At 42.2% G+C, this 24737-nt stretch carries 27 protein-coding genes and 1 tRNA gene; 11 read left to right on the forward strand and 17 right to left on the reverse strand.

The features are described 5' to 3' along the window. Nucleotides 1-3 precede the first annotated feature (3 nt). Together recR and yidC are read right to left on the reverse strand one after the other, a co-directional pair. Entirely contained in the window at nucleotides 4-606 is a 603-nt protein-coding gene (recR, locus tag JW872_00185; GenBank protein MBN1549065.1) for a recombination protein RecR, read from the reverse strand. 12 nt (nucleotides 607-618) lie between these two features. Further along, complete coding sequence (gene yidC / locus JW872_00190) at nucleotides 619-2187, reverse strand: membrane protein insertase YidC (GenBank protein ID MBN1549066.1); 1569 nt, start codon at nucleotides 2185-2187, stop codon at nucleotides 619-621. Nucleotides 2188-2377: 190 nt separating this feature from the next. On the opposite strand from yidC, the gene JW872_00195 reads away from it, so the two are divergent. After that, entirely contained in the window at nucleotides 2378-2728 is a 351-nt protein-coding gene (locus JW872_00195; GenBank protein ID MBN1549067.1) for a MerR family transcriptional regulator, read from the forward strand. Between the two features lie 9 nt (nucleotides 2729-2737). Then, nucleotides 2738-4126: a UDP-N-acetylmuramate--L-alanine ligase gene (locus JW872_00200; GenBank protein ID MBN1549068.1), complete on the forward strand. Its 1389-nt coding sequence runs from the start codon at nucleotides 2738-2740 to the stop codon at nucleotides 4124-4126. On the opposite strand, the gene JW872_00205 is transcribed toward JW872_00200, so the two are convergent. Both JW872_00205 and JW872_00210 read right to left on the reverse strand, forming a co-directional pair. Beyond that, the gene (locus JW872_00205; protein ID MBN1549069.1) at nucleotides 4127-4882 is read right to left on the reverse strand and encodes a hypothetical protein; all 756 of its coding nucleotides are present in this window, start codon (nucleotides 4880-4882) and stop codon (nucleotides 4127-4129) included. Between the two features lie 19 nt (nucleotides 4883-4901). Next, nucleotides 4902-5483: a hypothetical protein gene (locus tag JW872_00210; GenBank protein MBN1549070.1), complete on the reverse strand. Its 582-nt coding sequence runs from the start codon at nucleotides 5481-5483 to the stop codon at nucleotides 4902-4904. A gap of 157 nt (nucleotides 5484-5640) precedes the next feature. Between JW872_00210 and JW872_00215 the strand changes: the two genes are divergently transcribed. Next, nucleotides 5641-6033: a hypothetical protein gene (locus tag JW872_00215; GenBank protein MBN1549071.1), complete on the forward strand. Its 393-nt coding sequence runs from the start codon at nucleotides 5641-5643 to the stop codon at nucleotides 6031-6033. A gap of 58 nt (nucleotides 6034-6091) precedes the next feature. On the opposite strand, the gene JW872_00220 is transcribed toward JW872_00215, so the two are convergent. The 5 genes from JW872_00220 to JW872_00240 all read right to left on the reverse strand — a co-directional run bounded on the left by JW872_00220 (nucleotide 6092) and on the right by JW872_00240 (nucleotide 9022). Continuing rightward, nucleotides 6092-6487, reverse strand: a complete 396-nt coding sequence (locus tag JW872_00220; GenBank protein ID MBN1549072.1) for a hypothetical protein — start codon at nucleotides 6485-6487, stop codon at nucleotides 6092-6094. 20 nt (nucleotides 6488-6507) lie between these two features. Next, nucleotides 6508-6933 carry a 50S ribosomal protein L19 gene (gene rplS, locus JW872_00225; GenBank protein MBN1549073.1) on the reverse strand — a complete coding sequence of 142 codons (426 nt, stop codon included), beginning with the start codon at nucleotides 6931-6933 and terminating at the stop codon, nucleotides 6508-6510. A 90-nt stretch (nucleotides 6934-7023) separates the two neighbouring features. Next, on the reverse strand, nucleotides 7024-8325 hold the full coding sequence (gene trmD / locus JW872_00230; protein ID MBN1549074.1) for a tRNA (guanosine(37)-N1)-methyltransferase TrmD: 1302 nt from the start codon (nucleotides 8323-8325) through the stop codon (nucleotides 7024-7026). Continuing rightward, nucleotides 8322-8564 (reverse strand): 30S ribosomal protein S16, encoded by a 243-nt coding sequence (gene rpsP, locus JW872_00235; protein ID MBN1549075.1) that lies wholly within the window; start codon nucleotides 8562-8564, stop codon nucleotides 8322-8324. The genes trmD and rpsP overlap by 4 nt, the downstream gene beginning before the upstream one ends. A gap of 29 nt (nucleotides 8565-8593) precedes the next feature. Further along, on the reverse strand, nucleotides 8594-9022 hold the full coding sequence (locus JW872_00240) for a hypothetical protein (GenBank protein ID MBN1549076.1): 429 nt from the start codon (nucleotides 9020-9022) through the stop codon (nucleotides 8594-8596). Nucleotides 9023-9173: 151 nt separating this feature from the next. Here JW872_00240 and hflX point away from each other — a divergent pair, with 151 nt between their 5' ends. From hflX to JW872_00260, 4 genes are all read left to right on the forward strand, one after another. Next, on the forward strand, nucleotides 9174-10283 hold the full coding sequence (gene hflX / locus JW872_00245) for a GTPase HflX (protein ID MBN1549077.1): 1110 nt from the start codon (nucleotides 9174-9176) through the stop codon (nucleotides 10281-10283). An 83-nt stretch (nucleotides 10284-10366) separates the two neighbouring features. Continuing rightward, complete coding sequence (locus tag JW872_00250; GenBank protein MBN1549078.1) at nucleotides 10367-11737, forward strand: NfeD family protein; 1371 nt, start codon at nucleotides 10367-10369, stop codon at nucleotides 11735-11737. After that, complete coding sequence (locus JW872_00255; protein MBN1549079.1) at nucleotides 11734-12693, forward strand: SPFH/Band 7/PHB domain protein; 960 nt, start codon at nucleotides 11734-11736, stop codon at nucleotides 12691-12693. The genes JW872_00250 and JW872_00255 overlap by 4 nt, the downstream gene beginning before the upstream one ends. 117 nt (nucleotides 12694-12810) lie before the next feature. Continuing rightward, entirely contained in the window at nucleotides 12811-15063 is a 2253-nt protein-coding gene (locus JW872_00260) for a UvrD-helicase domain-containing protein (protein ID MBN1549080.1), read from the forward strand. Nucleotides 15064-15073: 10 nt separating this feature from the next. Here the strand turns inward: JW872_00260 and JW872_00265 are convergent, their stop codons facing one another. The 3 genes from JW872_00265 to trpS all read right to left on the reverse strand — a co-directional run bounded on the left by JW872_00265 (nucleotide 15074) and on the right by trpS (nucleotide 17396). After that, the gene (locus JW872_00265; protein MBN1549081.1) at nucleotides 15074-15655 is read right to left on the reverse strand and encodes an ankyrin repeat domain-containing protein; all 582 of its coding nucleotides are present in this window, start codon (nucleotides 15653-15655) and stop codon (nucleotides 15074-15076) included. A 15-nt stretch (nucleotides 15656-15670) separates the two neighbouring features. Then, a complete protein-coding gene (locus tag JW872_00270) occupies nucleotides 15671-16246 on the reverse strand; it encodes a hypothetical protein (GenBank protein MBN1549082.1) in 576 nt (191 codons plus the stop codon). Between the two features lie 148 nt (nucleotides 16247-16394). Continuing rightward, nucleotides 16395-17396, reverse strand: a complete 1002-nt coding sequence (gene trpS, locus JW872_00275) for a tryptophan--tRNA ligase (protein ID MBN1549083.1) — start codon at nucleotides 17394-17396, stop codon at nucleotides 16395-16397. Nucleotides 17397-17522: 126 nt separating this feature from the next. On the opposite strand from trpS, the gene JW872_00280 reads away from it, so the two are divergent. The 4 genes from JW872_00280 (at nucleotide 17523) to JW872_00295 (ending at nucleotide 20452) form a co-directional block, all read left to right on the forward strand. Further along, nucleotides 17523-18377: a hypothetical protein gene (locus JW872_00280; protein ID MBN1549084.1), complete on the forward strand. Its 855-nt coding sequence runs from the start codon at nucleotides 17523-17525 to the stop codon at nucleotides 18375-18377. Further along, on the forward strand, nucleotides 18334-18720 hold the full coding sequence (locus tag JW872_00285; protein ID MBN1549085.1) for a hypothetical protein: 387 nt from the start codon (nucleotides 18334-18336) through the stop codon (nucleotides 18718-18720). The genes JW872_00280 and JW872_00285 overlap by 44 nt, the downstream gene beginning before the upstream one ends. A gap of 81 nt (nucleotides 18721-18801) precedes the next feature. After that, on the forward strand, nucleotides 18802-20115 hold the full coding sequence (locus JW872_00290) for a hypothetical protein (GenBank protein MBN1549086.1): 1314 nt from the start codon (nucleotides 18802-18804) through the stop codon (nucleotides 20113-20115). Between the two features lie 19 nt (nucleotides 20116-20134). Continuing rightward, on the forward strand, nucleotides 20135-20452 hold the full coding sequence (locus JW872_00295; protein ID MBN1549087.1) for a carboxymuconolactone decarboxylase family protein: 318 nt from the start codon (nucleotides 20135-20137) through the stop codon (nucleotides 20450-20452). A 46-nt stretch (nucleotides 20453-20498) separates the two neighbouring features. On the opposite strand, the gene JW872_00300 is transcribed toward JW872_00295, so the two are convergent. From JW872_00300 to JW872_00320, 5 genes are all read right to left on the reverse strand, one after another. Next, complete coding sequence (locus JW872_00300) at nucleotides 20499-21443, reverse strand: hypothetical protein (protein MBN1549088.1); 945 nt, start codon at nucleotides 21441-21443, stop codon at nucleotides 20499-20501. Next, nucleotides 21400-22203, reverse strand: coding sequence for a ribonuclease PH (gene rph, locus JW872_00305; protein MBN1549089.1), 804 nt, complete (start codon nucleotides 22201-22203; stop codon nucleotides 21400-21402). The genes JW872_00300 and rph overlap by 44 nt, the downstream gene beginning before the upstream one ends. Next, nucleotides 22203-24284 (reverse strand): polyribonucleotide nucleotidyltransferase, encoded by a 2082-nt coding sequence (gene pnp, locus JW872_00310; protein ID MBN1549090.1) that lies wholly within the window; start codon nucleotides 24282-24284, stop codon nucleotides 22203-22205. The genes rph and pnp overlap by 1 nt, the downstream gene beginning before the upstream one ends. Before the next feature lie 31 nt (nucleotides 24285-24315). Beyond that, nucleotides 24316-24597 carry a 30S ribosomal protein S15 gene (gene rpsO, locus JW872_00315; protein MBN1549091.1) on the reverse strand — a complete coding sequence of 94 codons (282 nt, stop codon included), beginning with the start codon at nucleotides 24595-24597 and terminating at the stop codon, nucleotides 24316-24318. A 51-nt stretch (nucleotides 24598-24648) separates the two neighbouring features. Further along, nucleotides 24649-24723: transfer RNA gene (locus JW872_00320), tRNA-Val, on the reverse strand. Nucleotides 24724-24737 lie beyond the last annotated feature (14 nt).

The following is a 24737-nucleotide window of genomic DNA, read 5'->3' on the forward strand; positions in this document are numbered from 1 at the left end:
AGTCTAAAATGGTCGCCGCTCTGATAATGCTTTATACACAGTCACACGGTCCATGTATTCCAATGATGATCCAACTGGGACGCCACGCGCTAAACACGTTATCTTCAATCCCTCCGCCCCTTTAAGTTTGTGCGCAATGTACGCAGATGTTGCTTCACCCTCTGGCGTTTGGTTCATTGCTAAAATGATTTCTTTCACATCAGAGGCAATGCGCTTCAGTAACAGATCCACTGTAAGATCATCAACGTCAATACCGTCAAGCGGCGATAGTGCACCACCAAGAATGTGATACATCCCTTTGTATCCACCCGTCTTTTCAATCGCAAGTAATTCTTGCCACGATTCAACAACACAAATCACGGAATGATCCCGTTTGGGCGAAGAACAAAAATAACACGCGTGATTTTGCTCAACCCACGTACAACAGATCGGACAACGACTAATATTTTTCTGTGCCTCACGAATACGATCACAAAACAATTCTATCTGCTGTTCATCCATAGAAAGAAAATGTGTTGCAACACGATACAGGTTCTTAGAAGCAAGATAGGGAACCTGTTGTAGCGTTTTTAGGAGTCGAGAAAGCGATGGAAGATGATCAACCATACGATATCCCTGTTACAAAAATTTTAGTTTCTTAAGTGCGAGCGTACTCACCACCCCAACAAAGGTGCTCAATGCGAGGTATAACACTAAACCCGATGAAAGACTGACCGAAAACGCACCGAATACTAATCCCATCACCAACGCTGAAATACGCGCTTGCCCCCCACCAGCAGGTGCTGGCATCAGCACCATGGAGAGACATGTTGCAATAGGTAGGATGTAATATGGATCAGGTGCAGATAAATCGGGGATCCATAAAAATGGAACTTTATATAAGGCTAATGACGAACGCAAAATAGACGCGAGTGCAAAAAAGATCGGCATCTGGAGTAATGACGGCAAGCAGCCGATCATTGCGCCGAATTGCTCCTGTGCAAGCTTCATTTGTTCTTGTTGAAGTTTTTCAGGATCATTCTTGTATTTGCGTTTAATATGTTCTTCTTTCTTTTTTAAGTTGCCTATTTTCGATGTCGTTTTTTGTTGACTAAAGCTCAACGGAATAAGCAAAAGCCTAAACAAAATGGTAAGTAGCACAATTGCCCAACCAAAGTTATGCGTTCGCGTGTTGAACCATCTCAAAAGCTTCAAAATCGGTTTGGCAATAAAACCAAGCCATCCATAATTCAAAAGAGATTCAAGCCGCTTATCGACGCCAGCAATAGCTTTCTGCTCCTTTGGCCCGAGGTAAAATGAAAGATTCCACGTTGTTTCTTTTGAAATCACTGGGCCTTCTAATATTGGAGCAATACGTTCCGGTTCAACTTTAAAATAACCGCGTTGAGCAAAATTATGAGCATCATGAATCATAGCTGTAGCGAAATATCTACTCGATGCACCAAACAACGTTGGCTGTTTCCATATTTCATCATCAAGCGTTCGCACTGACCGACTTCGTGCGTACTGCATAATCGGCTTATGTAGCTCTTGCACAATGCCACCAATCTGTTCATTACTAGAGTTTTCCGCAAGATAAGGCGAAACAAAGAATAGTCTCGCCTGAACCCCATCTCCATGCGGATCTATCGTTAAGGAAAGATCTAGCTGATGCTTATCTTTGTGGAGCGTAAAGAGCTTCGTAATAGCTCCTCGCTCACTGTGTCCGTGGTACTTGAGTACAACCTTCAGCTCATCTTCATCATGTGAGACAAGTTCATAGTAGAATGGTGTTTCTCTGTCGAGTGCAATTAAAAAAGGACTTTGTTCTTTCTCATAGAGTGTTAGGTCAGGAAGTGTTGCAAGCCATTGCGGATGCTGCGTATTGCCATGCCGAAAATCAGCTTTTCGTAGCGATGCGCCATAGGATGAAAATGTAAATCTTCCATAGCTGGTGATTACATCGGTAAGGGCTTCTTTTTGGGCCTTCCCGTCAGCAAAATCAATTTCCTTATTAACTGTAATTATCTCCTCCTGCTGCTCTGATTCAGGATTCGATGGGCCCATGAACATACTCAGCATCCAGTTAAGCGTGAATGCTGCCGCAGCAATAAATAAGATATCCTTTGTTTTTAAGGAAAAACGCTGAATCAACCATTGTCCTACAAAAAAAAGGCCGACCCACAATAAAATACTTGCTATATTCATTGATGAATACCCTTGCTAACGAGGATTATGAGGAAACTGTGCCCAATGATACCAAAGAAGCCCATAAGATACAATTTACAGAGCCAGTAAGTTTAGGTATAACTCACAAAGACGTTCGTGTTTTGCGTGCTTAGTTACCCATCTGTGCGTCCGGAGTATAAAGAAGAGTTTCAAGTAAAGAAGGGCTAGTATGAGAATGCAAAAACGGCAGTTCCGAATCGGAGAACTTGCAGAGTACTTGGGCGTGGAACGCTTCGTCATTCGTTTTTGGGAAAAAGAATTCAATCTACGGCCAACACGCTCAGAAGGCGGACAACGGTTTTACGAAGAAAGAGATCTCGAACGCATGCAAAAAATTAAGCAGCTTTTGTATGAAGAAGGATTTACCATCGCAGGCGCAAAAAAAGCTTTGAAATCAAAAAAAGACAAGCCTATTGTTGCATCCCAAAAAACAACATTTGATGAAACACTACCCGAAAACGTCACCCATAGACTTAAGACTATTAAGAAAAAATTACTCGCATTAAGACAGCAACTATAAACGGGACTCATGTATAATAAGAAAGCGCACCTTCATTTTGTTGGTATCGGTGGTATTGGTATGAGTGGTATTGCCAAGGTACTACGCTATCAAGGCTATACAATTTCAGGTTGCGACCTGGATATGAAACAAATGAGTATTACCGAACTAAAAGAACTCGGTTGCGCCATCAGCCATGGTCACAATACCGCTATCTGTCAAGATCAATCTATTGATATCTTAGTTTACTCGTCTGCAGTGAAGACAACCAATCCCGAACTTTTGGCAGCACAAACACGAGGCATTCCAACCATTCCTCGCGCACTAATGCTTGCAGAATTAATGAGAACAAAATATTCAGTTGCAATCGCAGGATCACACGGGAAAACCACAACAACATCCATGATCTCGCATGTGCTCATCGAAGCTGGGCTCGATCCTACCATTATTATTGGCGGTCATCTTAAAAACATCTCGGCTCATGCGCGCTTGGGTAAGGGAGATTTTCTTGTTGCCGAAGCAGATGAAAGTGATCGCTCATTACTCAATTTGCAAGCAACCATGGCGGTACTTACTAATATTGATCTAGAACATCTAGAAACGTACACAGATCTTGATGATGTTAAGGCAACATTTACACGTTTTTTAAATAATCTTCCATTTTATGGAAAAGCATTTCTATGCATTGATGACCCGAACATTCAATCAATTCTTCCAATCGCACACCTCAAAACAATCAAATATGGATTCTCTCAGGAACTTGCGGATCTCTTTGCAACTAATGTTATCTTGAATGTGGATCATTCAACGTGTGTAGTAGCTACAAAGCAAGGAGAGCTTGGGCCTATCATCATTCCAATGCCGGGACGTCATAACGTCTTGAATGCCTTAGCAACTTGCGCCTTAGCTCGAGAATTGGGCGTCACCTTCGATATGATCACGCAGGCTCTTGCATCGTTCAAGGGCGTAGAACGGCGATTCAGTTATAAGGGGACATTTGCAGGCGCAGAACTGTTTGATGACTATGGACATCATCCGGTCGAAATAAAAAACACGCTCGAAGTTGCACGAAAACGAACACAAGGAAATTTAACAGTCGTATTCCAACCGCATCGGTACTCACGAACACACAAGCTATGGGAACAGTTCATCGACATGTTCTTAGAAAGTAATATAGATCACCTCATCATCACCGATATTTATGCAGCAAGTGAAGCTCCTATTGCAGAAATTACTGGTGAAAATTTCGTCAAAGCAATACGCCAACGCAATCCAAGATTCACCATTCATTACGCTCCCTACGAAGAGACGTTCCACGAAATCAAAAAAATTCTCACTCAACTCGCTCGTCAAAACGACCTAATTCTGTTACAAGGTGCGGGCAAGATCAATCAACTCGCAGAGGACCTCGGAACCTAATTACGATTTTCCAGGAACTGCTGTAGTCGATGGAGGCGCAACCGATGTTGGAGGAACTGGCCCTTCATCAGATGAGAACGGCGTCGTTACTACTTCTTGCTGTCTTTCAAGTTCTGCATCTTTCGCAGCAAGGTCACGATCCGCAGTATCAAGATCGCTCACAATAGAATCGATAAGCGGTAATTGCCGCAATAATCCGGTATCAATAGACTGCAACTGCATCCTGCTTGAGGAGAGAAGAGCTCCTACATTTGCTAACAATCCAATAGCTAAATTGACAGCATCGATTGCCGGAGCAAGAAATGCACCTGCAACTAGATCACCAAGTGACCCTAAGCCATGTAGCAAATCATATAATGGCTTCACCGCCCATCCATAAATAACATTGTCTTTTGCTTTTTTGAGATCATCCATAAATTTCGCAATGCCAAGATTTCGAATCTGAGAACGCGTACTATCCATTGATTGTTTAACGCTTTGTACAAGAGTAAGCTGTGCGCCCTGCTGATCTTTCAGTAGCTGCAACTGCTGCATACCATCATTCTTTAAACCAGTCTCAGCTTCTTGCAAACCACTTTTTAGCTCCAACAAATTTTGTTTCACTATTGCTATCTGACTTCGCATCTGAGCAATGGCCTGTCTTTGTGTAGCGATGAGAGATGATGGCCCTTCCGATCCGCCAGGACTCATTGCTGCAAAAATCAAGCTTGCTGCTGCACCGCACACCACTATCCACAGTAGATATTTTTTCATCATGGTCACACATCTCCTCGTGCTATATATGAATACCAACAGTTGCTAATGCATCCGCATATGGTTTAATCGCATTTTTCCAACTATTCAGTGTGGATTTTGCTGTATTACAACCCAATACACCGCGATTTTTTGTCTGATCTAAATCTGATAGAATCCGATCCATCGAAGGGATCATGTCTGGGATATGCTTTGTAGTAATTGGATCGATTAGTGCCACGCCTTGATCAATAATAGTAGTTAAATTATCCGATAGCTCCACAATCTTCTCAAGGGTCCTGCTCAAATTAACAGATGTAAAATGCCACTCATACAACTGATGAGCCACATCGACCGTCTCTGGATCTTGCGCATTTGCCTTGACCTCAGCTAACTGAGGTTTTTTGTTTTGAAGAACTAGTAACTGTGCTTCAAGCTTCTCTTTAGCAGGATCAAGTTGAGCTTTCACATTAGAAATACCCGTCTTCGCTTGATCAACTTTCGTTTGAATAGCAGATTTTGTAGCGTTTACAGAAGTAACTGCACTTTCTATCCCTCCAATTATGCCCCCGTACGCAACACCTCCTGTATATGCGATGCTCACTATAAAAAAAAATTTCTTCACAATGTAACTCCCCATAAAAGACACTTCACTTTTCCCTTAGTAGCATATCTAATCAAGCCTAAAAAACACAAGGACCAACCCATATCCATTGCATCCAGATGCTTAGATTGTGTATAGTACAAGAGTAAGGGAAAATGATTGGTTAGGGGAGATTGTCATGAAACGTATAACCGGTATTTTAGCGCTCGTTTTAGCCGCCAACGGCATATACGCTGACCATGGTCACGCGACGGCGGCAGGCTTTGGTGGATTTGCAGCAGGAACTCTTGTAGGAACTGCTATTTCAAACAATCGAGGCTATAGAGACCCAGTTGCAGAGGCTGAAGCTGATGCTATTCGCGAAGAAACACGCCAAGCACGTAAAGAACGGCTCGCTGCAGAACGAGTAGATAAAGACGACAACAAAAGCAGTCTCAGAAAACAAAACGAAGAGTTAAAAGAACAAAATAAGCAACTGCAAGAACAAATCGCAGAACTCACTAAGACAATCCAGGAACTCAATGCTCGTCTAGGGCAAGCCCCAGCACAACAGGGTTCATGGTGGTGGTAAAAGACCATTAAAAATAACGTTCATCCGTAGCATGATGGGTACAATGCACCAGTATCCGTCATGCTTTTTTTGTACCAGAGATGATATGAATAGCCACCTTAGTTCGTAGCCGCTGAATCGTTACCACACACAAAGTATACGGCTTATCAAATACTAATAATGCCTGATCACCCACAAAGGAACCGAGCTCCAGCCATCCCGCACGCTCCATCTCCGACTGATAAAACTCAACCACATCCTGATATGGTAATTTACTTGTATATGATAACTCATGGGTATCAAGGATAGGATCATTGAGGCGTGAGGCCCCAACTAAGGCATCAATTAAGACCGGGACATCAGAAAGCTTTGCTTCCTGAACCGTCACATCACGAATAACAACAGTTTTTTTTTGAGAGCCACACGAACTGATGCTTGCCAGTATCCCTAGATACAACAGCATGCGCAGATACATGGACCCCTCCTTGGCTTGAATTATTCAGCAGCCTGTTCTATTGCCGCTTCAGGAGCCTCTTGTGCAACTTCTACTTGATCTCGTGCCACGATCTTTTCTTTCACACGACCTGCCTTACCAACGCGATCACGAAGGTAGTACAGTTTTGCTCTGCAGACATCACCCTTGCGTTTGAGAGTGATTGAATCGATGACAGGAGAATAAAAAGGATAGATACGCTCTACAGGAACACCGTTTGCTCCGATTTTTCGGACAGTAAACGTAGAGGATGCACCATTATGCTTAATACTGATGACATCGCCTTCAAAAGCCTGGAGTCGTTCTTTATTTCCTTCTTTGATGCGCTGCGATACAACAATGCGATCACCGGCAGCAAACTGAGGGAAATCTCGCTTGTATGCTCCGAGGTCACGAATAGTTTCTTTGGTAAAATGTCCTGCTTTCATGAAGCCTATCCTTTTGAGAATGTCTCTGAAATCTCTACGATTTGCTATCTTGCCTATTTACTATACTGAAAAATTGGTACTCTGCCAATCTCATATCCGCTTGCGATTCCACCCAAGCCAGCGGTCAAAAATAACCGCTACTGCCGAACGCACAGACAAATGATTAAATTCTGTAAAACCCGCTACCGGCAGCAATAGATAGTCACTTGAGGCAACAACCTCCGGTGCCAACCCCCTTCCAGTTCCAAATACAAGGAGAACTGGCCGCTCCTGAGACCAAACATCACCTTGGTCATAGTAGGTAATGAGCGATGGATGATCAACTTCTCGTGCCGATGTTGCTATGATCAGAGGCTTCTTTCCTTCTCTTGCCTCAATCTCCATAAGCACTTCTGATAGATTATTTTTAAGCGCAACCGATGCCAGAGCCTCTGCTCGTTGGGCATTGTAAGTTACTCCCTTACCCTCTTGCCAGAAGTCGAGCAGCGTCTGTGCTATCTGCTGCTGATCCTTTAATGGAGAAACTAAAAAGTATCCATCAAGACCGTATGTCCTTGCTGAACGAGCAATATCATGAATATCCAACGATGTAATCGAGGTTGTCCCCACCCGGTCCTGGTCAACAATCACATCACTATGCATTAATACAGCGTAGTGAGATGGAATGCATGATTTTCCTAAATTCTTTTGATGCTCGGTCATGGGACTAGTACGAAACCAGTCAAAGTGCTCCTTGATCGTCTTATAAGCTGCCTGACTTTCTCGCCATTTTTGAAGCTCAGCATGGTTACCTGAGAGCACCACATCCGGCACCTTTTTACCGCGCCATTCCACTGGTTCAGTGAATTCTGGATAATCAACAAATGGCCCAGAAAATGAATCCTGCTCAACCGATTCTTTACGACCGATTACACCCGGAATATGTCGTAGCAATCCTTCCAAGAACAACATAGCTGGGATATCTCCGCCCATAACCACAAAGTCACCAACCGATATAACTAAGTCGGCATACTCCTGTTCCACGCGAGCATCCATACCCTCATAACGGGAGCTTGCAAGGATAACGTGATCATAGGACTGGATCTTTTTAGCAGTTGCTTCAAGGAGAGGTTGGTCAAGTTTTTTACCCTGTGGCGAAAAGAAAATACGAAACGATTTGCCATGCTTCTTATCCTGTGACGCAATTGCATCCTCTACAACACGAGGCTTAATCAACATGCCTGACCCATGCCCACAGGTAGGAGCATCGATACGCTCCTTTGGCTTTACAAACGAAAAATAGCTCGTGACGTCAAACGAAACGAGCTTCTTTTCTTGAGCTTTTTTAACGAGACTTGTGGCAAGGAATGGACCGAATATCTCTGGGAAAACGGTCAGAATTGATATGTTCATGCACCCTTGGCATATTTCTTTTGGAGCTTCTTGACGGCATCGCTTGCCTGGGCGCCCTTAGCAATCCATTCCTGAATACGATCTTTTTCAAACTTCACAAATGTACCAGTCAACGCTTCATAGGTTCCAAGATTGTCAATGTATTTCCCGTCACGGCTTTGGCGCGAGTCCACAGCCACGATACGATACACAGGTGCCTTTTTCTTACCAAAGCGAGCAAGACGAATTTTTACTGCCATGCAGAGAGATCCTTATATTGATTCAAAAACTAAATTTTAGGGAATCCTTTGTTATTCCTGAAAAGTTTAGCATATTGCTGACTTTGTTCAAATCGAGCAAGCATACGGTCAATATCACTCACCGTCACCCCTGCCTGCCGGGCAACCTCACGCTTACGTGAATTGGTCAATTTTCTATGGTCCATTTGCTCGGCCGGGTCCATCGCTTCAATAATTGCCTTGAAGATCTTCATCTCCTCTTCACCCCGCTTGATGACCTCAGGCGACAATGCATCCTTGGGAAGCCCGGGCATATACTTAAGCACCTTGCTCAAAGAACCCATCTTGGAGATCATATTCATCTGATTTACAAAATCCTTAAGTGTCAGTTTTCCAGACGATGGCTGGTCCAAATGAGGCTGTGGCGGCGTCTCTTGTTTTTTTGTACGTGAAAAAATCTTAGAAAGCTTACTAAGCATTGCATATCCTTGTATCATTATATCGATTGAATCGTCCGTTCAGTATAAGGAACTTTCTATTCATCAGCAACGCGCTATTTTACAGATAAGCCGCAAATGAGTACATTTTCGTAGAAACGGAATAAGACCCCATCGCAAGGTTGATAACCCTATGAGTAAAAAAGCAGAACCGATCAACATTGATAAGCCCAAAGTTCTTCTTGTTGGAATACAAGCTCCTTATAATAAAACAAAGTATATAGATTCATACTTTGCTGAGTTTCTTAATCTTGCAAAAACCAATCAACTGGAATGGGTCGATGTTTATTTCACCAAAATCAGATCCATTGACGCAAGTACCTTCCTTACTAAAGGCAAATTAGAAGAGATCACTAAACTGTGTAATGAGCATAATATAGATCACGTCGTTATCTCAGAACCGCTTACAGCGCAACAGGCACGCAACCTCACAGAATTATTTAGCGCAAAGGTCTTTGATCGCACACAATTAATTCTCGAAATTTTTGAAAAGGCTGCGCTATCCGCCGAAGGGAAAATTCAGGTCGAGATCGCATTTCTCCAGTACCAAAAATCACGACTTGCAGGCCATGGAATCCATATGTCTCAACAGGCTGGTGGGATTGGAACGAGGGGTCTTGGTGAAACCGCTAAAGAGAAAGAATCACGTCATATTGAAGAACATATTTTAAAACTAAAAAAGAAATTGCATCAGCTCGAACTGACAAGAGAAACACAACGCAAACAAAGATTGGCAAACCGAATCCCAAACATCTGCCTAATCGGATATACCAACGCAGGCAAATCAACCATTCTGAATGCGCTCACCAAGAGCCATGTTCTAGCTGAAGACAAGCTCTTTGCAACTCTTGATACCACAACTCGTGAGCTCTTCATCAATGGTGTAAAAAAAGGTGTTATCTCAGATACCGTTGGTTTCATACAACAGCTTCCCACTCGATTGATCGAGGCATTTAAGTCAACGCTCTCAGAACTTCAATATGCAGATCTTCTTCTCCATGTCATTGATCTCTCAGATCTAAATTGGGAATCACATATCAAGATCGTACACGACATACTCAATGACCTTAATGTACATAAAGATATTCTGTACGTCTTTAATAAGGTAGATAAAACAGAAGATCTAGAAGCACTGAAACCGGCTCTCAATCCTTATCGTCCTCAGGTGCTTGTCTCCGCATCAAGCAAGGATGGGCTCGCGGCACTCAAAACATATCTTTCATTTTGGACGCCAGAGCGCTAGTACAACATATGCGACCCCCTTGTTAAAAAGCTGTTTTACTCATAGGCTAAGAGCAAAACAGACGCATCTTCAAGGAGCTTGTCATGCTACACCAAATCATCATTCTCCTCACACCTCTTAAAATATACGCATGGCTTATTACCGCGCTTGCGTTCATGGTTGCTGAGCTTACAACTCCAGGTCTCTTTTTCTTTCTCGCATTCGGCGCCGGATCATGCATTGGTGCACTCTTGACATGGCATGGATCCCCATTCACTACCCAAGCATCAGGTGCGCTCATCAGCTCACTGATCAGTGTATGGATCCTGCGAAAACTGTTTGCGCAACATATCAGTGCCAAGCAGCATGTGCGAACAAATTATGAGGCTCTATCCGGCCAAACTGGAATTGTTACCAAAACAATCCAACCGCATCAAAGTGGATTAGTTAAAACAAAAGGTGAAGTATGGCCAGCAAAATCAGAAACCAACGACTCCATTGCGTCGGAAACCATCGTCTCCGTTTCTCGTATTGTAGGAAATCATATTATTGTTAAGCCATTGCTACTTCTTTTTGCATGTTCTTCGCTAGGCTCATTACAAGGCGTCGTTACAGACTATTTTACTAAACCCGATGGTGAGATAATGACTGATGATGAAGTAATAGAAGCATGCTGCAATCCGTCCTATCACCTGCATCATCCAATAAGTCGCATAGAGCGCCTTGCTGAAGCAGATCGCAACTGGGCGAATCGCCACTACAACGGAGCCACATGCTACTTCTTTACAACTTCAGGTACAAGAGTAAGAGAAGGCGAATTTGATTTTCAAACAACAATGGAAGAAATAGATGCTCCTGGTATTGCTGATACATTATTTTTGAGACCTTTTGATGGATTGTCTAATACGCTATACAGGAATGAGGAGGTAGGCAATATGGTAGCTTCCCAGGATGCTGCGAACTGTATCCCATACATAAAAGCGATATGCGCCATGCGATCAAGAAGTGCAGTATCTCCTACTAATTCTGACGATAGAATTGCCAAAGTGAAGGGAAAGAGTGTCACATTAGCCAAAGATTGCCCAGCAGGGACAGATTACCAAGTAGATGCACATTTGGTAGATTTTTCAAACTGGATTGCGCTTTCTGAACGGTTTAAATTTGCTGCCGCACATGGTTGCATTACACAAAGATTCCAATTCTCCCCCCTGGAGCATAACTACGAGCTAATGAATCCAGAATTATACCCTCGCCTTTCTGCTGAAGACTTTAAGAAGGAAATCTATGCCAAAGTTCTTCATAGACGGATAAAAAGAATTGGAATTACAACTTTGATAGCACTAGCAGCCGCATATGGTTTTAAAAAATTATATACCGCTATATTCACACGCAAGCCAGGGGCTGCTCAAAAACTTGCCGAAAATAAGACTCAATCATCTCATGAACATAAATGTACTTCAGAGGAGCTATTATGATCGTCGAAGGATTCATCATCTTTTTTATATGCCTCGTATTGTTTGTTATGCTCACGATTTCGCGTGCAACCTATCTGGTCCAACAATCTGAGGTCATAGTCGTTGAGCGTCTCGGGAGATTTCATTCTCTATTAACGCCCGGGCTTCATTTTGTCGTACCATTCATTGATCTACCACGTTCAACAATGTGGACCATGATCAAGCCAACATCGGACAATCACTGGTACCGCTATTATAAAAACGTATCGCGCATTGATCTTCGTGAAGCTGTGTACGACTTTCCAAAACAAAACGTAATTACCAAAGATAACGTTACAATGGAAATCAACGCACTGCTCTACTATCAAATCACTGATCCCAAGTGTGCAATGTATGAAGTACAAGATCTTCCTCTTGCTATCGAACAACTTACACAAACAACCTTACGTGACGTGATTGGTTCAATGGACCTTGATGAGACACTATCATCACGGAGCCAAATCAATGAACGACTTCGCATCATCCTTGATGAAGCAACCGATAAATGGGGGGTACGGATCAACCGTGTTGAACTTAAAGATGTAAACCCACCACACGAGATCCGTATTGCGATGGAAAAGCAGATGAAAGCAGAACGCGATCGTCGTGCATTAATTCTTGAAGCTGAAGGCGCAAAGCGCGCCGCCATCCTGGAAGCAGAAGGCTACAAAGAAGCTAAGATCACACACGCCGAAGGTGACGCTCAGGCACGGCTCAATCAGGTCCATGCAGAATCGGAATCACTCAAGGTACTTCGCAATGTTCTTCCCGAAAATGCAGATCCAACTGCATACCTCATCGCATTGAATTATATCAAGGCGTTACCTGAAATGATGAAGGGGAAGGATGACAAGATGATCATTGTTCCGTATGAAGCAAGTTCTTTAGTAGGATCACTTGCAACCATCAAAGAGCTGTTTGATAAAACAAAAAAATAAACATACAGTCATGATATAATAGAGGCCGGAGTGAAACATCCGGCCTTCTTTTTGTACAACTTACGATTCTAATCTACTTTTGCTACAGTAGAAGCTCACATTCTACAAAGGTCTTGTATGTCAGTTTCATTTCACGAGTTTTTTCAAACGCAGCTTAATCAAGCACAACAGAAAGCTGTAAATCATACTAAAGGTTCGCTACTAGTGACTGCTGGAGCAGGCTCTGGGAAAACACGTATTATCACCGCACGTATCGTCAATCTCATTATGAACGAACACATACACCCAACAGCAATTGTTGCGCTAACATTCACTAATAAAGCTGCACGAGAAATGCAAGAACGAATCACTAACTTTCTTGGGAAGCTCCCATTTATGCCATTTATTGGCACGTTCCATTCATATTGTTTGTACCTACTCAAGCGCAATGCAAAGCTTCTTCCATACGAAACATTCTCAATTATGGACGCAGACGACCAACACAAATTGTTGAGCAAATTGATCAAACGATACTCGCTTGGAAAACAAACAACAGCAAGAAAACTCGCCTACCATATTTCAACATATAAAAATTCATCTCATTACGAAGGCAACGATCCACAAACAAAAATCGAACCCCTTGTCAGCCAGGTTTATCAAGCATATGAACACGAAAAAGAACTCAGTAAATGTTTTGACTTTGACGACTTATTACTAGAAACACTCAAACTATTTCGTAAAAATCCGGCACTGAAAAAAGAACATCATACATTCATACGACATATCCTGGTCGACGAATACCAAGACACAAATATTGTGCAACACCAATTGTTAAAACATATGGTCTTGCAAGGAACCAAAAAAATGGCAATCGATTCGTTGTGCGTTGTGGGCGATGAAGATCAATCTATTTATTCATGGCGAGGTGCTACCATAGCTAACATCATGAACTTCAAAATAGATTTTCCCGATGTAACCACAATCACAATTGAACAAAATTATCGCTCGGTACAATCAATTTTACATGTCGCGAATAAAGTTATTGAACATAACGAGCAACGCAATCCAAAAACGCTCTGGTCCGAACGAACTGGACGACAACGTGTATACCGCATTACCTGTGTTTCTGGTTATCAAGAAGCAGAAGCAATTGCACAATGCGCAAAAGCGTTAATAAGAGTCAATAAATTACGATCATCCGCTGTCCTCTATCGAGCGCACCATCAGTCGCGGATTATCGAAGAAGCATTATTGCGCCATACCATCCCATATAAGATCATTGGCGGCATTCAATTTTATGAACGTGCAGAAATCAAAGACTTACTTGCATACCTACGTTTAATCGTTAACCCGTTCGATCGTATTGCAGCATCACGCATTATCAACACACCAGCGCGGGGATTAGGCGATAAGTTTCAAGAACAATTGTTTCAACTATGGACAAAAGATCCATTCAGTACACTCACCGACATTTGTACAAAAATGTGCGAAGAAGATGTAGTAACCGGAATAAAACAACAGAGTGTAAAAGCATTCATACAATGCTTTACTAACATTCAATCGACCGACAGCCCAACCATTGCACTAGAACGAATCATAGAAAAAACTGAATACTTTGCATATCTCAAAAGAAGTTATGAGCCGCAAGATGCACAAGCAAAAAGCGACAACGTTAAGGAACTATTACAAGCAGTACAATATGCAGAAAAACAAGGCACCAAATCTCTGAGTGCATTCCTTGATGAAATCGCACTCATGCAAGAAAAGATGCATGACAAAGATACAGATCATGAGCATATACAACTCATGACACTGCATGCCGCCAAAGGCCTTGAGTTTGATACTGTTATACTCGTAGGCCTTGAAGAAGGACTCTTACCAAGCAGCCGCTCTTTGATGGAAGCACAGAATGCAGAAGAAGAATGTCGCTTGTTTTATGTTGGTATTACACGCGCACGTGAGCGATTATTACTCGCCAAGGCACGATTCCGACATACATTTGGCAGTATGGAACACCAATCTTCATCACGATTCTTAGATCATCTTTCTGATACCCTTGCACCACATGAAGATTTATCCTACGCAAAAGAACCACAAATCGAAGGATTCTTTGCTGAATGGTTGCATGCACCATTACCTGGACCAGAACGTTCCCCAGTAATCACCTTTACCAATACGTTTTCAGAATTCATTCCTGCACATCTCAAACAAGAGACACGCAAAAAAATACATACGACTGGTTGGAAAAAACATGCACCAGTCAAACATCCCAAGTTCGGAGTAGGCATCGTAAAAGAAGTTGAAAAAAAAGGAAACAACAAAACATATATCACTGCTAGCTTCAAAAGTGGTATTAAAAAGATCGACGCTAAATTCTTATTACCACTCTAGCGATGAAGCATTATGCAGCATTAAGCATTTCCAGGATATCGGTCTGGTTATATTCAAACGCATAATCTCTAGCTGTTTTGCCAGCATTATCCGTTGCATCAATATCCGCACCGTTTTCTAATAAAATCCTAACTATCGCTATATTTCCATATAACGATGCAATCATTAACGCAGTAATACCGTCTGCGCGGTCCTTCGTTTTTACATTAGCTCCATTGGCAATCAGTAGTATCGCAATATCATCAAATCCTCGCCAGGCTGCATACATAAGAGGCGTTAATCCCTTATCATTATCTTGTTCATTCAGACGAGCGCCCTTGCTAATAAGCTCTTGAGTAATATCAGCGTGACCTTCAGAACAGGCATACATCAACTGAGTGAGCCCAAATACTTGATCCTTGAACTGTATATCTGCACCCTGAGATAATGCTCCTTGAACCCCAGCAAGATCTCCGTTATAAGCTGCTTCAATGAGTTGAATATTTACATTCTCATCGGCATGCGCTGGCATCTTGTACCAGAACAATATACTCATCAACCCGATTATACTTGCTACCGTTACACTCAACACGGAGCGTTTCATATGCTTCATATCATCCTCTCTAGATCACGCTGCCAATGGGAGATGCACCTCATGCTTACGACCGTCCTTACTCCCTTGTACTGATATTTTCACGGCCAACGGCTTGCCTCTAAACATTAATTTATTTTGATCGGCTATCATAGCGTCGATATCTGCCTGTTCATCAAAAATGAGATCTCTATCAAGGACAATACCATTACTCAACTGCACGTTTCGACCTGGAACAAGATAATATCCCTTGCGTGTTTTGATAATGCGGTATACTTCACCCTGTACCGTTGGATTATCATCCACGTACGGACCTTCCCATTTATCTGGGTATGCCAAGTTCATGGATCCAACTTCCGAACTCACAAACATTTGTACCGTAAGAAAATCTACAAAATTTTCTTGGTGATCGAATCCAAGAATCTTACATGAGTCATCAATTCTTTTGAAAATGGTTTGAAGCTGTTGCATGTCACTAGCAACCAGCTCATCGCTGAAACTTTTTGCATTTGACAAAAGCACTTTTACCGATACCACAAGAATCATGCTAAATAAAACAATAATCAGCAATTGAAAAAGATGCTTGCGTAAAAATTCTAACACTCCGTTCATACTAACTCCCCTGTTTCGTATTACTTAATAAAAAGCTTAGCATGCTCCATAAACGAAAGAGAAGGTTTCACTGATTGCTAAAGCTATCTTTTTGAACATAAGCGCATCATAAGTAGCAACATTGATAAGAGCATATCCCCGTAAGATCCTAGTACAGTAATTTCATGGCATTTTTTACATCATTAAGAGTCGATTCTGCGACAGCTCCAGCCTTCTTGCTTCCATCCTTAATGATCTTCATAACCTGATCAGGATCCTTTGAGAACTCAGATCGTCTCTGACGAATCGGGGCCAAGAACGACTCTAGAACCTCGATAAGATATTTTTTGATCTTCACATCACCAAGGCCACCAGCTTGATACTGATCCTTTAATGCCTTAATTGTCTTCTTGTCTTGAGCAAAGATATCTAGATAGGTAAAAACCATGTTTCCCTCAATCTTTCCTGGATCACTTACTTTGACATGGCCCGGATCGGTGTACATACCCATTACCTTTTTAGCAAGGGCATCGGAACTATCTTTGAGAAAGATCGCATTGCCGAGCGATTTACCCATCTTCTCTTGACCATCAATGCCAGGAAGACGACCAACCTTTGGCACCACGGCTTTAGCCTCTACAAGAACATCTGTTTTATAAAGACGATTAAAGCTTCGAACAATTTCATTCGTTTGCTCAATCATAGGCTTTTGGTCTTCACCAACTGGAACAACGGTTGCTTTAAAAGCAGTAATGTCTGCTGCTTGGCTCACTGGATAGATAAAGAAACCAGCAGGAACACTCTGACCAAATCCTTTTTGCTTAATTTCAGTTTTCACTGTCGGGTTTCGCCCAAGTCGTGCAACGGTTACCAAATTGAGATAGTACATCGTCAATTCTGCAAGTTCTGGGATCTGTGATTGAATCAAAATAGTTGTTTTTGTAGGATCAATACCAACGGCAAGATAATCAAGGGCAACCTCTAGAACATTTTCTCGCACTTTTTCTGGATGTGCATAGTTATCGGTAAGGGCTTGCACGTCAGCAAGCATTACATATTGTTCATATGTATCTTGCATCTTAACACGATTTTCCAAAGATCCGACATAGTGACCTAAATGCAAAGGCCCCGATGGTCTGTCACCGGTAAGAATGATTTCTCTTATCTTCATGAATCTATCCTAGAAACAACTCTGTATCATCTCAAAATACTAGATCTACCATACCGAAATTGGCATAAGATGTCTTGACTTTTGAACGCACCCTACACCATGCTGGCAAAAAAAGGAGTCCTCTCTATGAATCTGATTACCTGGATCCAAAACGCATTTATCAAATACTGGTATCTGATCGGTTGGCGTCATACATTAGAGATCATCTTCTTTTCAGCGTTATTCTATTATCTCTCGGTATGGCTCAAACAAGATAAGAAGAACAACCTGCTTCCCGTGTTTTATGCATATTGCATACTTGCCTTTATTAGTTATGCTCTGGATCTTAGTTCCATATCACAGTTCTTGTTTATGTTTGCTCCCGTCACAATAATGCTATTTATTACGATGCATCAAAATACCTTACAAAAAAACTATGTTACCGCCCGCAATCAAAGTTATGATTTATCGTCTGATTGGGTTGACGAACTCCTTAGAGCAACTCTGAGTGCTGTCAACAATCACACTCCTATCACGTGTTTAATAGAATCTGAAGATGCGCTTGATTCGCTTGTAAATTCAAATATTCACTTTGCAGCACCACTACAAAAAGAACTACTTGATATTGTCATGACAAGCTCTTCTTTCGATTCTGAAAAGATGATCTGGGTAACCAATTTAGGAAATTTAAAAGCAATTAATACATCATGGACAGGAACATTTGATACGGTCTGGGTAGAGAAAGCACTACATACCGACGCCGCATGGAAACAAGATGCACTACTGCTGACAAGTAAAAGCGATGCAACAGTCTGGCATATCGATCCAAAATCGAGAACGTTTACCATTATACGAAACAGCACAGTCTATACTGATATTCCAATCCATGAATTTAAATCCCAGCTGGTCAAGCACTTATACGATAACTCTGTAAAAAAGAATGAAGGAGTCTACCATCATGAACCGGTACAAAAAAATCGCGAACAACAACCTTCCGCTTAAGATTGCATCGCTAACATGTGGTTTTATATTTTGGGTGATCTTTGGCGCACAGCACAATACCACCATGACATTAAATATTCCACTGTGTTTTTACGGGCAACCGGAGGAATATACCGTTGAAGCCCCAGAAAGCATACAGGTTACACTCAGAGGAAAGCGTGCTGATTTATACGATTTAGAAATCGACAATCTTGGATTGCATATCAACAGCGATGAGATGAAAATTGGAGATAATATCGTTATTCCTACCGCAGAAAAACTTTTTCTCCCCCCCCATGTCAAACTTGCACATTGGAATCCTACTAATCCAATAGTATCACTTCACACAACACAGATTTCCTGAAAACACACCTACTTTTCCGAATAAGATGTTGCTGCTACACTGTTCCCACACTTATTATATCTCATCATTTATAAGGAAAAAGTGAATACGTTATTTGGCACTGATGGAATTAGAAATAAAGTCGGATATCATCCATTCACCAGGGACGCACTTGCTGAATTTGGCAACGCCCTTGGTCTCTGGATTACACAAAAATACGGACCGCAAATACCAGTACTCCTAGGATACGACACTCGAAAATCATGTGCATGGGTTAAGGCAGCGCTTCAAAGTGGACTCTTACTCCATCAAATTTCACTCTATGATGCAGATATTCTCCCAACACCGGCAGTCTTTAAAAACTTACGAACAAGCAAAAAATTTAAACTCGGCATAGTCATTTCAGCCTCACATAATCCATATGATGATAACGGAATAAAGATTTTTGATCTCACAACAGGTAAGTTAACTCACGAAGACGAACAAACCATTACCGATCTATTTTATAATGCTATACCACCAGCGTATGATTCATTTGGTACAATAACCACATATCGTGGTGCACAAAAACAGTACATTGATGATATTCTGAAGTATTGCTCACCAACGCTCACAGGAAAAACAATTGTTCTTGATTGCGCCCATGGTGCAACATCGCTTATCGCACCGTATATCTTCACTGCATGCGGAGCTCGAGTCATTGCTCTCAACAATGAGCCAAACGGAACTAATATCAACGCAAACTGCGGAGCCGTACATCCACAAGGGCTACAACAAGCAGTTATTCGCAACAAGGCCGATGTAGGATTTGCATTTGATGGAGATGGCGATCGCGTCATTGCCATCGATCGTTTTGGCAACAAAAAAGATGGTGATGATATTCTTGCGCTTTTGGCAATGCATCCTACATATACTCAAGAAACCACAATTGTAGGAACAGTTATGACCAATCAGGGCCTCGAAGAACACCTAAAAAAACACAATACACAACTTGTTCGCGCAGCTGTTGGAGAAAAACATATCCTAGCCGAAATGCTTCCACATAAATATCTACTAGGTGGTGAACCCTCTGGCCATATTATTTTGCAAGACTATCTTGCAATGAGTGATGGCATTGCTGCAGCATTACGTATTCTGGATGCGATGCATCATACCAACAATTGGGATATGGTTACTTTCACAAAGTTCCCGCAAGTGCTTATCAACGTTCCCATTAAAACAAGACGCGATTTAACCAATCAACCACTTGCAGATCTTATTGCTACCAGTGAAACTGAACTTGGCACAGGCAGAATTCTTGTGCGCTACTCAGGTACAGAGCCTATTATTCGCGTTATGGCCGAAGCACCAAACGCAGAAAGGGCATCTACTATTGCAGAATTATTATCACAAAAACTGGCAAATGAACTTGGCTAAATTGGAACGGTCTGCACTTATGGATAATACAAAGATAAGCAGTTCTTTTATGATATTCAAAACAGAAGCTCCCGCCTACTCAGATGCATGGATGAAATTGGTCCAAGAACTAAGTCAAGCAAATGCCCTTGATCCTAAAACGACAGCTTTGGCATATGTGTCTCTTCTTGCTGTTTTGAACTTGGAAAGTGGTATACCATTTCATGTGGTTGAAGCAAAAAAAACTGGCGCTACGAGGGAAGAAATTATTAGTGCGATCCTTTTAGGTCTTCCTTTAGCTGGTAATCAAGTTATTAAGACTCTGCCAATTGCACTCAAAACATTTGACGAATCATAAATCTGTAATATGGCACGCACACATTCAGCATCACATTATGGTGGTATCATTGTGACATCTTAAAGAACTCAAGATAAAAACGATCCAGTTGCGCTGATGTACCACCGTATTTTAACTGAAAATCGGCATCAACTAATTGTGCATGCGCGTCTTTAAGATGTTCATAAGTATGACGACGCCAGTCCTTATTAATAAACGAGAAGGGTAAGCGATGGGCTATCTTTTTGGCGTCGGCATTATTCTTTTGTTGTTGGAGAAAGACATAGCATGATGCACGCCAGAGCTGCTCACTCCAGAATGCTATCCAAAACTGATCTGGAAACTCATGTGACACATCCTGCCACATCGCTAAAAATTGTTGCTTATTTTTCCCGAAGAAATATTCACTCAACCGAAATAATGAGTGATCTGGTATGAGAATTTTTTCGAGCCACTGTTCAAAAAAATCAGATGATTTTGAGCCTACCACCGCTTGATACTGCATCATGATACACGCCTGGTCAAGCACAAGTGTACCACTAATCCGAAACAACCGGCCTGTAAACGTCTTGTTTTCTCGAGAATTGGGATAGAGCCATGCCCGAAGCTGGTCATAATCTTGCATCGTAACTGATTCTGGAAACAAGAACGCTTCCACAGATTGGGATGCATTTAATTCCTGAGCATCCTTCGTAAAACATATCACAATATGCGGACCGGTATACAATGCAAAGTACTTCTGCCAAAACATTCTCTTTTTAGCATCAAGCGCATCCAGTGATCCACACCAGTAGACAATCGTTTGTCCCAGGAAACTCATATCCAATTTCGAAATGATAGAAGCCGTTTCGGCAGATTCAAGATCAAGACGTTGAACCTGATGCCCACTGATCCTTTTCCAATGTCTCAACATAAGACTAACAAAAACGGGGCAATATTGTTCAGAAGAAAGAACAAGGACCGATGCGTCACTCGCGGATGGTTGATTGAGTTTTTGTACCAGTACATTCATTGTGAACTTCTTTGATAGCGGATAATTCTTTAGCATCTGAATTCATATCGACGTATGCAAAGATATCACGTACGCCCTTAATGGCCAAAATACGCATGGCATCGAAGTGCTCCCAAGAGATTGGCTTTGACTCTGATGTTCCCTGAATCTCAATCACATCACCAGATCGCGTCAACACAAAATTAAAATCAGCGCTAAGCGCCATATCTTCACAACAATCTAAATCGAGATAACAAGTAGCACCTGATACTCCAACCGAGATTGCGGCGATATCATCCTTCAATACATTCTCTTCCAATGCACCCTTAGCAACCAAATTAGTGACAGCATGTCGCAGTGCTAGATATGCACCTGTAATGCTTGCTGTACGCGTACCACCATCAGCTTGCATCACATCACAATCAATAAAAAATGTCCGCTCTCCAAGAAGATCAAGTCTCACGACAGACCGTAATGCTCTCCCAATAATTCGCGAAATTTCCACAGAGCGGCCATTTCGCTTCATTGCACTAGAATCACGCTGTGTACGCACTGGCGTTGCTGCTGGCAGCATAGCATATTCAGCAGTTACCCATCCTTGATTTTTGCCTTTGAGAAACGGAGGAACGGATGTTTGGAGCTTAGCAGAACACAAAATTTTGGTACCCCCAAGCTGGTACAAAACGGAACCATCGGCATACGTATAGACACCGTACCTAATGGAAAGAGGTCGGAGCTGATCGCATGCTCTGCCATCAGCTCTCGCAACACTATGAAACATTATTCAACCAGTTTTAACCTGATACGTCCTGAAACTTCATCATAATCCAAGACCTCAACCGTCACAGCGTCTTCAGGTTGTAACGTCTTAAAGATATCTTGCTGCTTATGACGAGGAATCGTGGAAATATGTACTAAGCCATCTTGGCCAGGAGCTAACTCAACAAAGATACCAAAATCAGCAAATCGCTTAATGATACCAGGGTAATGCCGCCCAACCTCAATGATGCCACCAAGAATCTTAACCCAGCTGACTGCTTGATCAAGTTTTAGGCCTGGCTGACCAAAAATCTTCACCGTACCATCGTCTTCGATATCCACCGAACATGATGTCTTTTCGATGATGTCACGAATCACCGAACCGCCTTTACCAATCACAGCACCAATCTTATCAGTTGGAATCTTGAATGAAACCACCTTTGGCACCATGTCAGAAAGTTCCGGATTCGGCTTAGTCATGACCTTACGCATCTCACCAAGGATATGCTCACGGCCACGTTTTGCCTGTGCTAAAGCACGCTCAAAAACTTCACGGGGCAATCCACCTTTATACTTGATATCCATTTGGATAGCAGTAATACCAGCGTCGGTACCTGTTACCTTAAAATCCATCAATCCAAATGCATCTTCAATACCAGCAATATCAGTCAATGCTTGGAAATCACCCTTAGGGCTTCGAAGAAGTCCCATCGCTATCCCACTGACCATTGCCCTGATAGGAACACCGGCGTGCATTAACGCCATGGTAGAACCACAGGTGGTTGCCATGGATGTTGAGCCATCCGACTCCAACATATCGGCGACCAAGCGAATGGTATACGGGAATTCTTCTTCTGAAGGCAAAACTGCCTTGAGTGCAGACGCGGCCAAAAATCCGTGACCAATTTCACGACGGCCCGGACCACGTTGTGGGCGAACTTCTCCAACCGAAAAGGGAGGGAAATTGTAATGGAGCATAAAATTACGTTCCACCGTATCACCCATCAATTCTTCTACGCGCTGTTCATCTTGGCCACTACCAAGCGTAGCTGTTACTAATGCTTGGGTACGACCACGGGTAAACAATGCAGATCCATGGGTCGCTGGAAGTAATCCAACTTCTACAGAGATCTTACGAACCGCTTCAAAGTCACGACCATCAAGACGCTGCTTCTTTTCAAACATCGCATCTGTCAGGGCCTTACTTAGAGCTTTTTCGAACACATTTTCAAGCACTTTTTTGGATATTTCTGCACCCTCAACTGCTACTTTATGTTCTATTAAGAATTCATCTTTCAATTGAGAGATATACTCTCCACGTTCAATTTTGTCAGCAATAAACGCACCATGCGCTCGTGCTGGTGTAATAAAATCTTGTGCTTTCTTTGTCCACACATTCCAGTCGAAACCGTTCTCTGCTTGTTCTTTCTCAACACCAACAGCTTTCCTGATTTCTTCTTGCCATGAGATCTGTTTTTGTATTACCTCATGGGCTTCAAAGAAAAGATCCACAAGATCAGATTCTGAGATTTCGTGCATATTCCCTTCTACCATGCATAACCCATCTTTGGTTCCTGCAATCAAAATCTTGGAATCAGCAATCAAAGATTGGTCGTATGTTGGGCGTTGAACCCACTTACCATCAACCCGGGCCATTTCTACAAGACCAACCGGCTCCAAGAGAGGAATCTTAGAGATGGTCAATGCAATCGATGTAGCAAGAAATGCAAGGACTGTCGGTGGATTTTCTTTATCGGCTGAGTAGACCGTATTCAAAACCTGGACACTATTAAAGTAATCTTCCGGAAATAAAGGACGAATTGCACGATCAATCAAACGACCGGTCAAGACTTCTTTATCGGTAAATTTACCTTCACGTTTAAAATAACCTCCAGGTATTTTTCCTGCCGATGAAAAATACTCACGATAATCAACGGTAAGCGGTAAAAATCCTGGAAACTCTTGAGCTTTTGCAGAAGTTGCTGTTGCTAAAACAACCGTGCCACCTTGTTTTACCCAGGCAGCCCCATCAGCTTGATTGGCAAACTTACCAATCTCAACTTCAAGACCAAGCTCCTTTAATTCAAATTTTCTATCTTTCATTCTTATAAACCTATATAACGCTCAGAGCGAGTTACAGAGCTTTTTGTCTAATACCCAACTCTTGTACTAATTTATCAAATAACTTTCTATCCTTTTTTTGCAAGTAGCCGAGAAATCTCTTACGACGAGCAACTTTTTGGAGAAGACCACGCTTGGAATCGTAATCTTTAGGAAACAATTTAAAATGCTCCGTTAAGCGATCAATTTCATGGCTCAAACGAATCACTTGTACCTCGACTGAACCGGTGTCATCATCGTGCTTCTTTACTTTACCAAGAAGTGCATCCTGTGCGGTATTCTCTTTGCTTAACATGGCATTTCCATCCTATACAATTATCACCTAATTCCTTATCTTCCATTCTTCTGGTAGGCGCGAGCGGGATTGAACCGCTGACCCCTGCTACGTCAAAGCAGTGCTCTACCACTGAGCTACGCGCCTCCAATCATCTCTAC

It is taken from the genome of Candidatus Babeliales bacterium, from assembly GCA_016929235.1.
Lineage (GTDB): Bacteria > Babelota > Babeliae > Babelales > JABCYS01 > JAFGJD01.

Coding starts and splice junctions, on each gene's coding strand:
- recR (MBN1549065.1), bottom strand. CDS start 606: ATGGTTGATCATCTTCCATCGCTTTCTCGACTCCTAAAAACGCTACAA.
- yidC (MBN1549066.1), bottom strand. CDS start 2,187: ATGAATATAGCAAGTATTTTATTGTGGGTCGGCCTTTTTTTTGTAGGA.
- JW872_00195 (MBN1549067.1), top strand. CDS start 2,378: ATGAGAATGCAAAAACGGCAGTTCCGAATCGGAGAACTTGCAGAGTAC.
- JW872_00200 (MBN1549068.1), top strand. CDS start 2,738: ATGTATAATAAGAAAGCGCACCTTCATTTTGTTGGTATCGGTGGTATT.
- JW872_00205 (MBN1549069.1), bottom strand. CDS start 4,882: ATGATGAAAAAATATCTACTGTGGATAGTGGTGTGCGGTGCAGCAGCA.
- JW872_00215 (MBN1549071.1), top strand. CDS start 5,641: ATGAAACGTATAACCGGTATTTTAGCGCTCGTTTTAGCCGCCAACGGC.
- JW872_00220 (MBN1549072.1), bottom strand. CDS start 6,487: ATGTATCTGCGCATGCTGTTGTATCTAGGGATACTGGCAAGCATCAGT.
- rplS (MBN1549073.1), bottom strand. CDS start 6,933: ATGAAAGCAGGACATTTTACCAAAGAAACTATTCGTGACCTCGGAGCA.
- trmD (MBN1549074.1), bottom strand. CDS start 8,325: ATGAACATATCAATTCTGACCGTTTTCCCAGAGATATTCGGTCCATTC.
- rpsP (MBN1549075.1), bottom strand. CDS start 8,564: ATGGCAGTAAAAATTCGTCTTGCTCGCTTTGGTAAGAAAAAGGCACCT.
- JW872_00240 (MBN1549076.1), bottom strand. CDS start 9,022: ATGCTTAGTAAGCTTTCTAAGATTTTTTCACGTACAAAAAAACAAGAG.
- hflX (MBN1549077.1), top strand. CDS start 9,174: ATGAGTAAAAAAGCAGAACCGATCAACATTGATAAGCCCAAAGTTCTT.
- JW872_00250 (MBN1549078.1), top strand. CDS start 10,367: ATGCTACACCAAATCATCATTCTCCTCACACCTCTTAAAATATACGCA.
- JW872_00255 (MBN1549079.1), top strand. CDS start 11,734: ATGATCGTCGAAGGATTCATCATCTTTTTTATATGCCTCGTATTGTTT.
- JW872_00260 (MBN1549080.1), top strand. CDS start 12,811: ATGTCAGTTTCATTTCACGAGTTTTTTCAAACGCAGCTTAATCAAGCA.
- JW872_00265 (MBN1549081.1), bottom strand. CDS start 15,655: ATGAAGCATATGAAACGCTCCGTGTTGAGTGTAACGGTAGCAAGTATA.
- JW872_00270 (MBN1549082.1), bottom strand. CDS start 16,246: ATGAACGGAGTGTTAGAATTTTTACGCAAGCATCTTTTTCAATTGCTG.
- trpS (MBN1549083.1), bottom strand. CDS start 17,396: ATGAAGATAAGAGAAATCATTCTTACCGGTGACAGACCATCGGGGCCT.
- JW872_00280 (MBN1549084.1), top strand. CDS start 17,523: ATGAATCTGATTACCTGGATCCAAAACGCATTTATCAAATACTGGTAT.
- JW872_00285 (MBN1549085.1), top strand. CDS start 18,334: ATGAACCGGTACAAAAAAATCGCGAACAACAACCTTCCGCTTAAGATT.
- JW872_00295 (MBN1549087.1), top strand. CDS start 20,135: ATGGATAATACAAAGATAAGCAGTTCTTTTATGATATTCAAAACAGAA.
- JW872_00300 (MBN1549088.1), bottom strand. CDS start 21,443: ATGAATGTACTGGTACAAAAACTCAATCAACCATCCGCGAGTGACGCA.
- rph (MBN1549089.1), bottom strand. CDS start 22,203: ATGTTTCATAGTGTTGCGAGAGCTGATGGCAGAGCATGCGATCAGCTC.
- pnp (MBN1549090.1), bottom strand. CDS start 24,284: ATGAAAGATAGAAAATTTGAATTAAAGGAGCTTGGTCTTGAAGTTGAG.
- rpsO (MBN1549091.1), bottom strand. CDS start 24,597: ATGTTAAGCAAAGAGAATACCGCACAGGATGCACTTCTTGGTAAAGTA.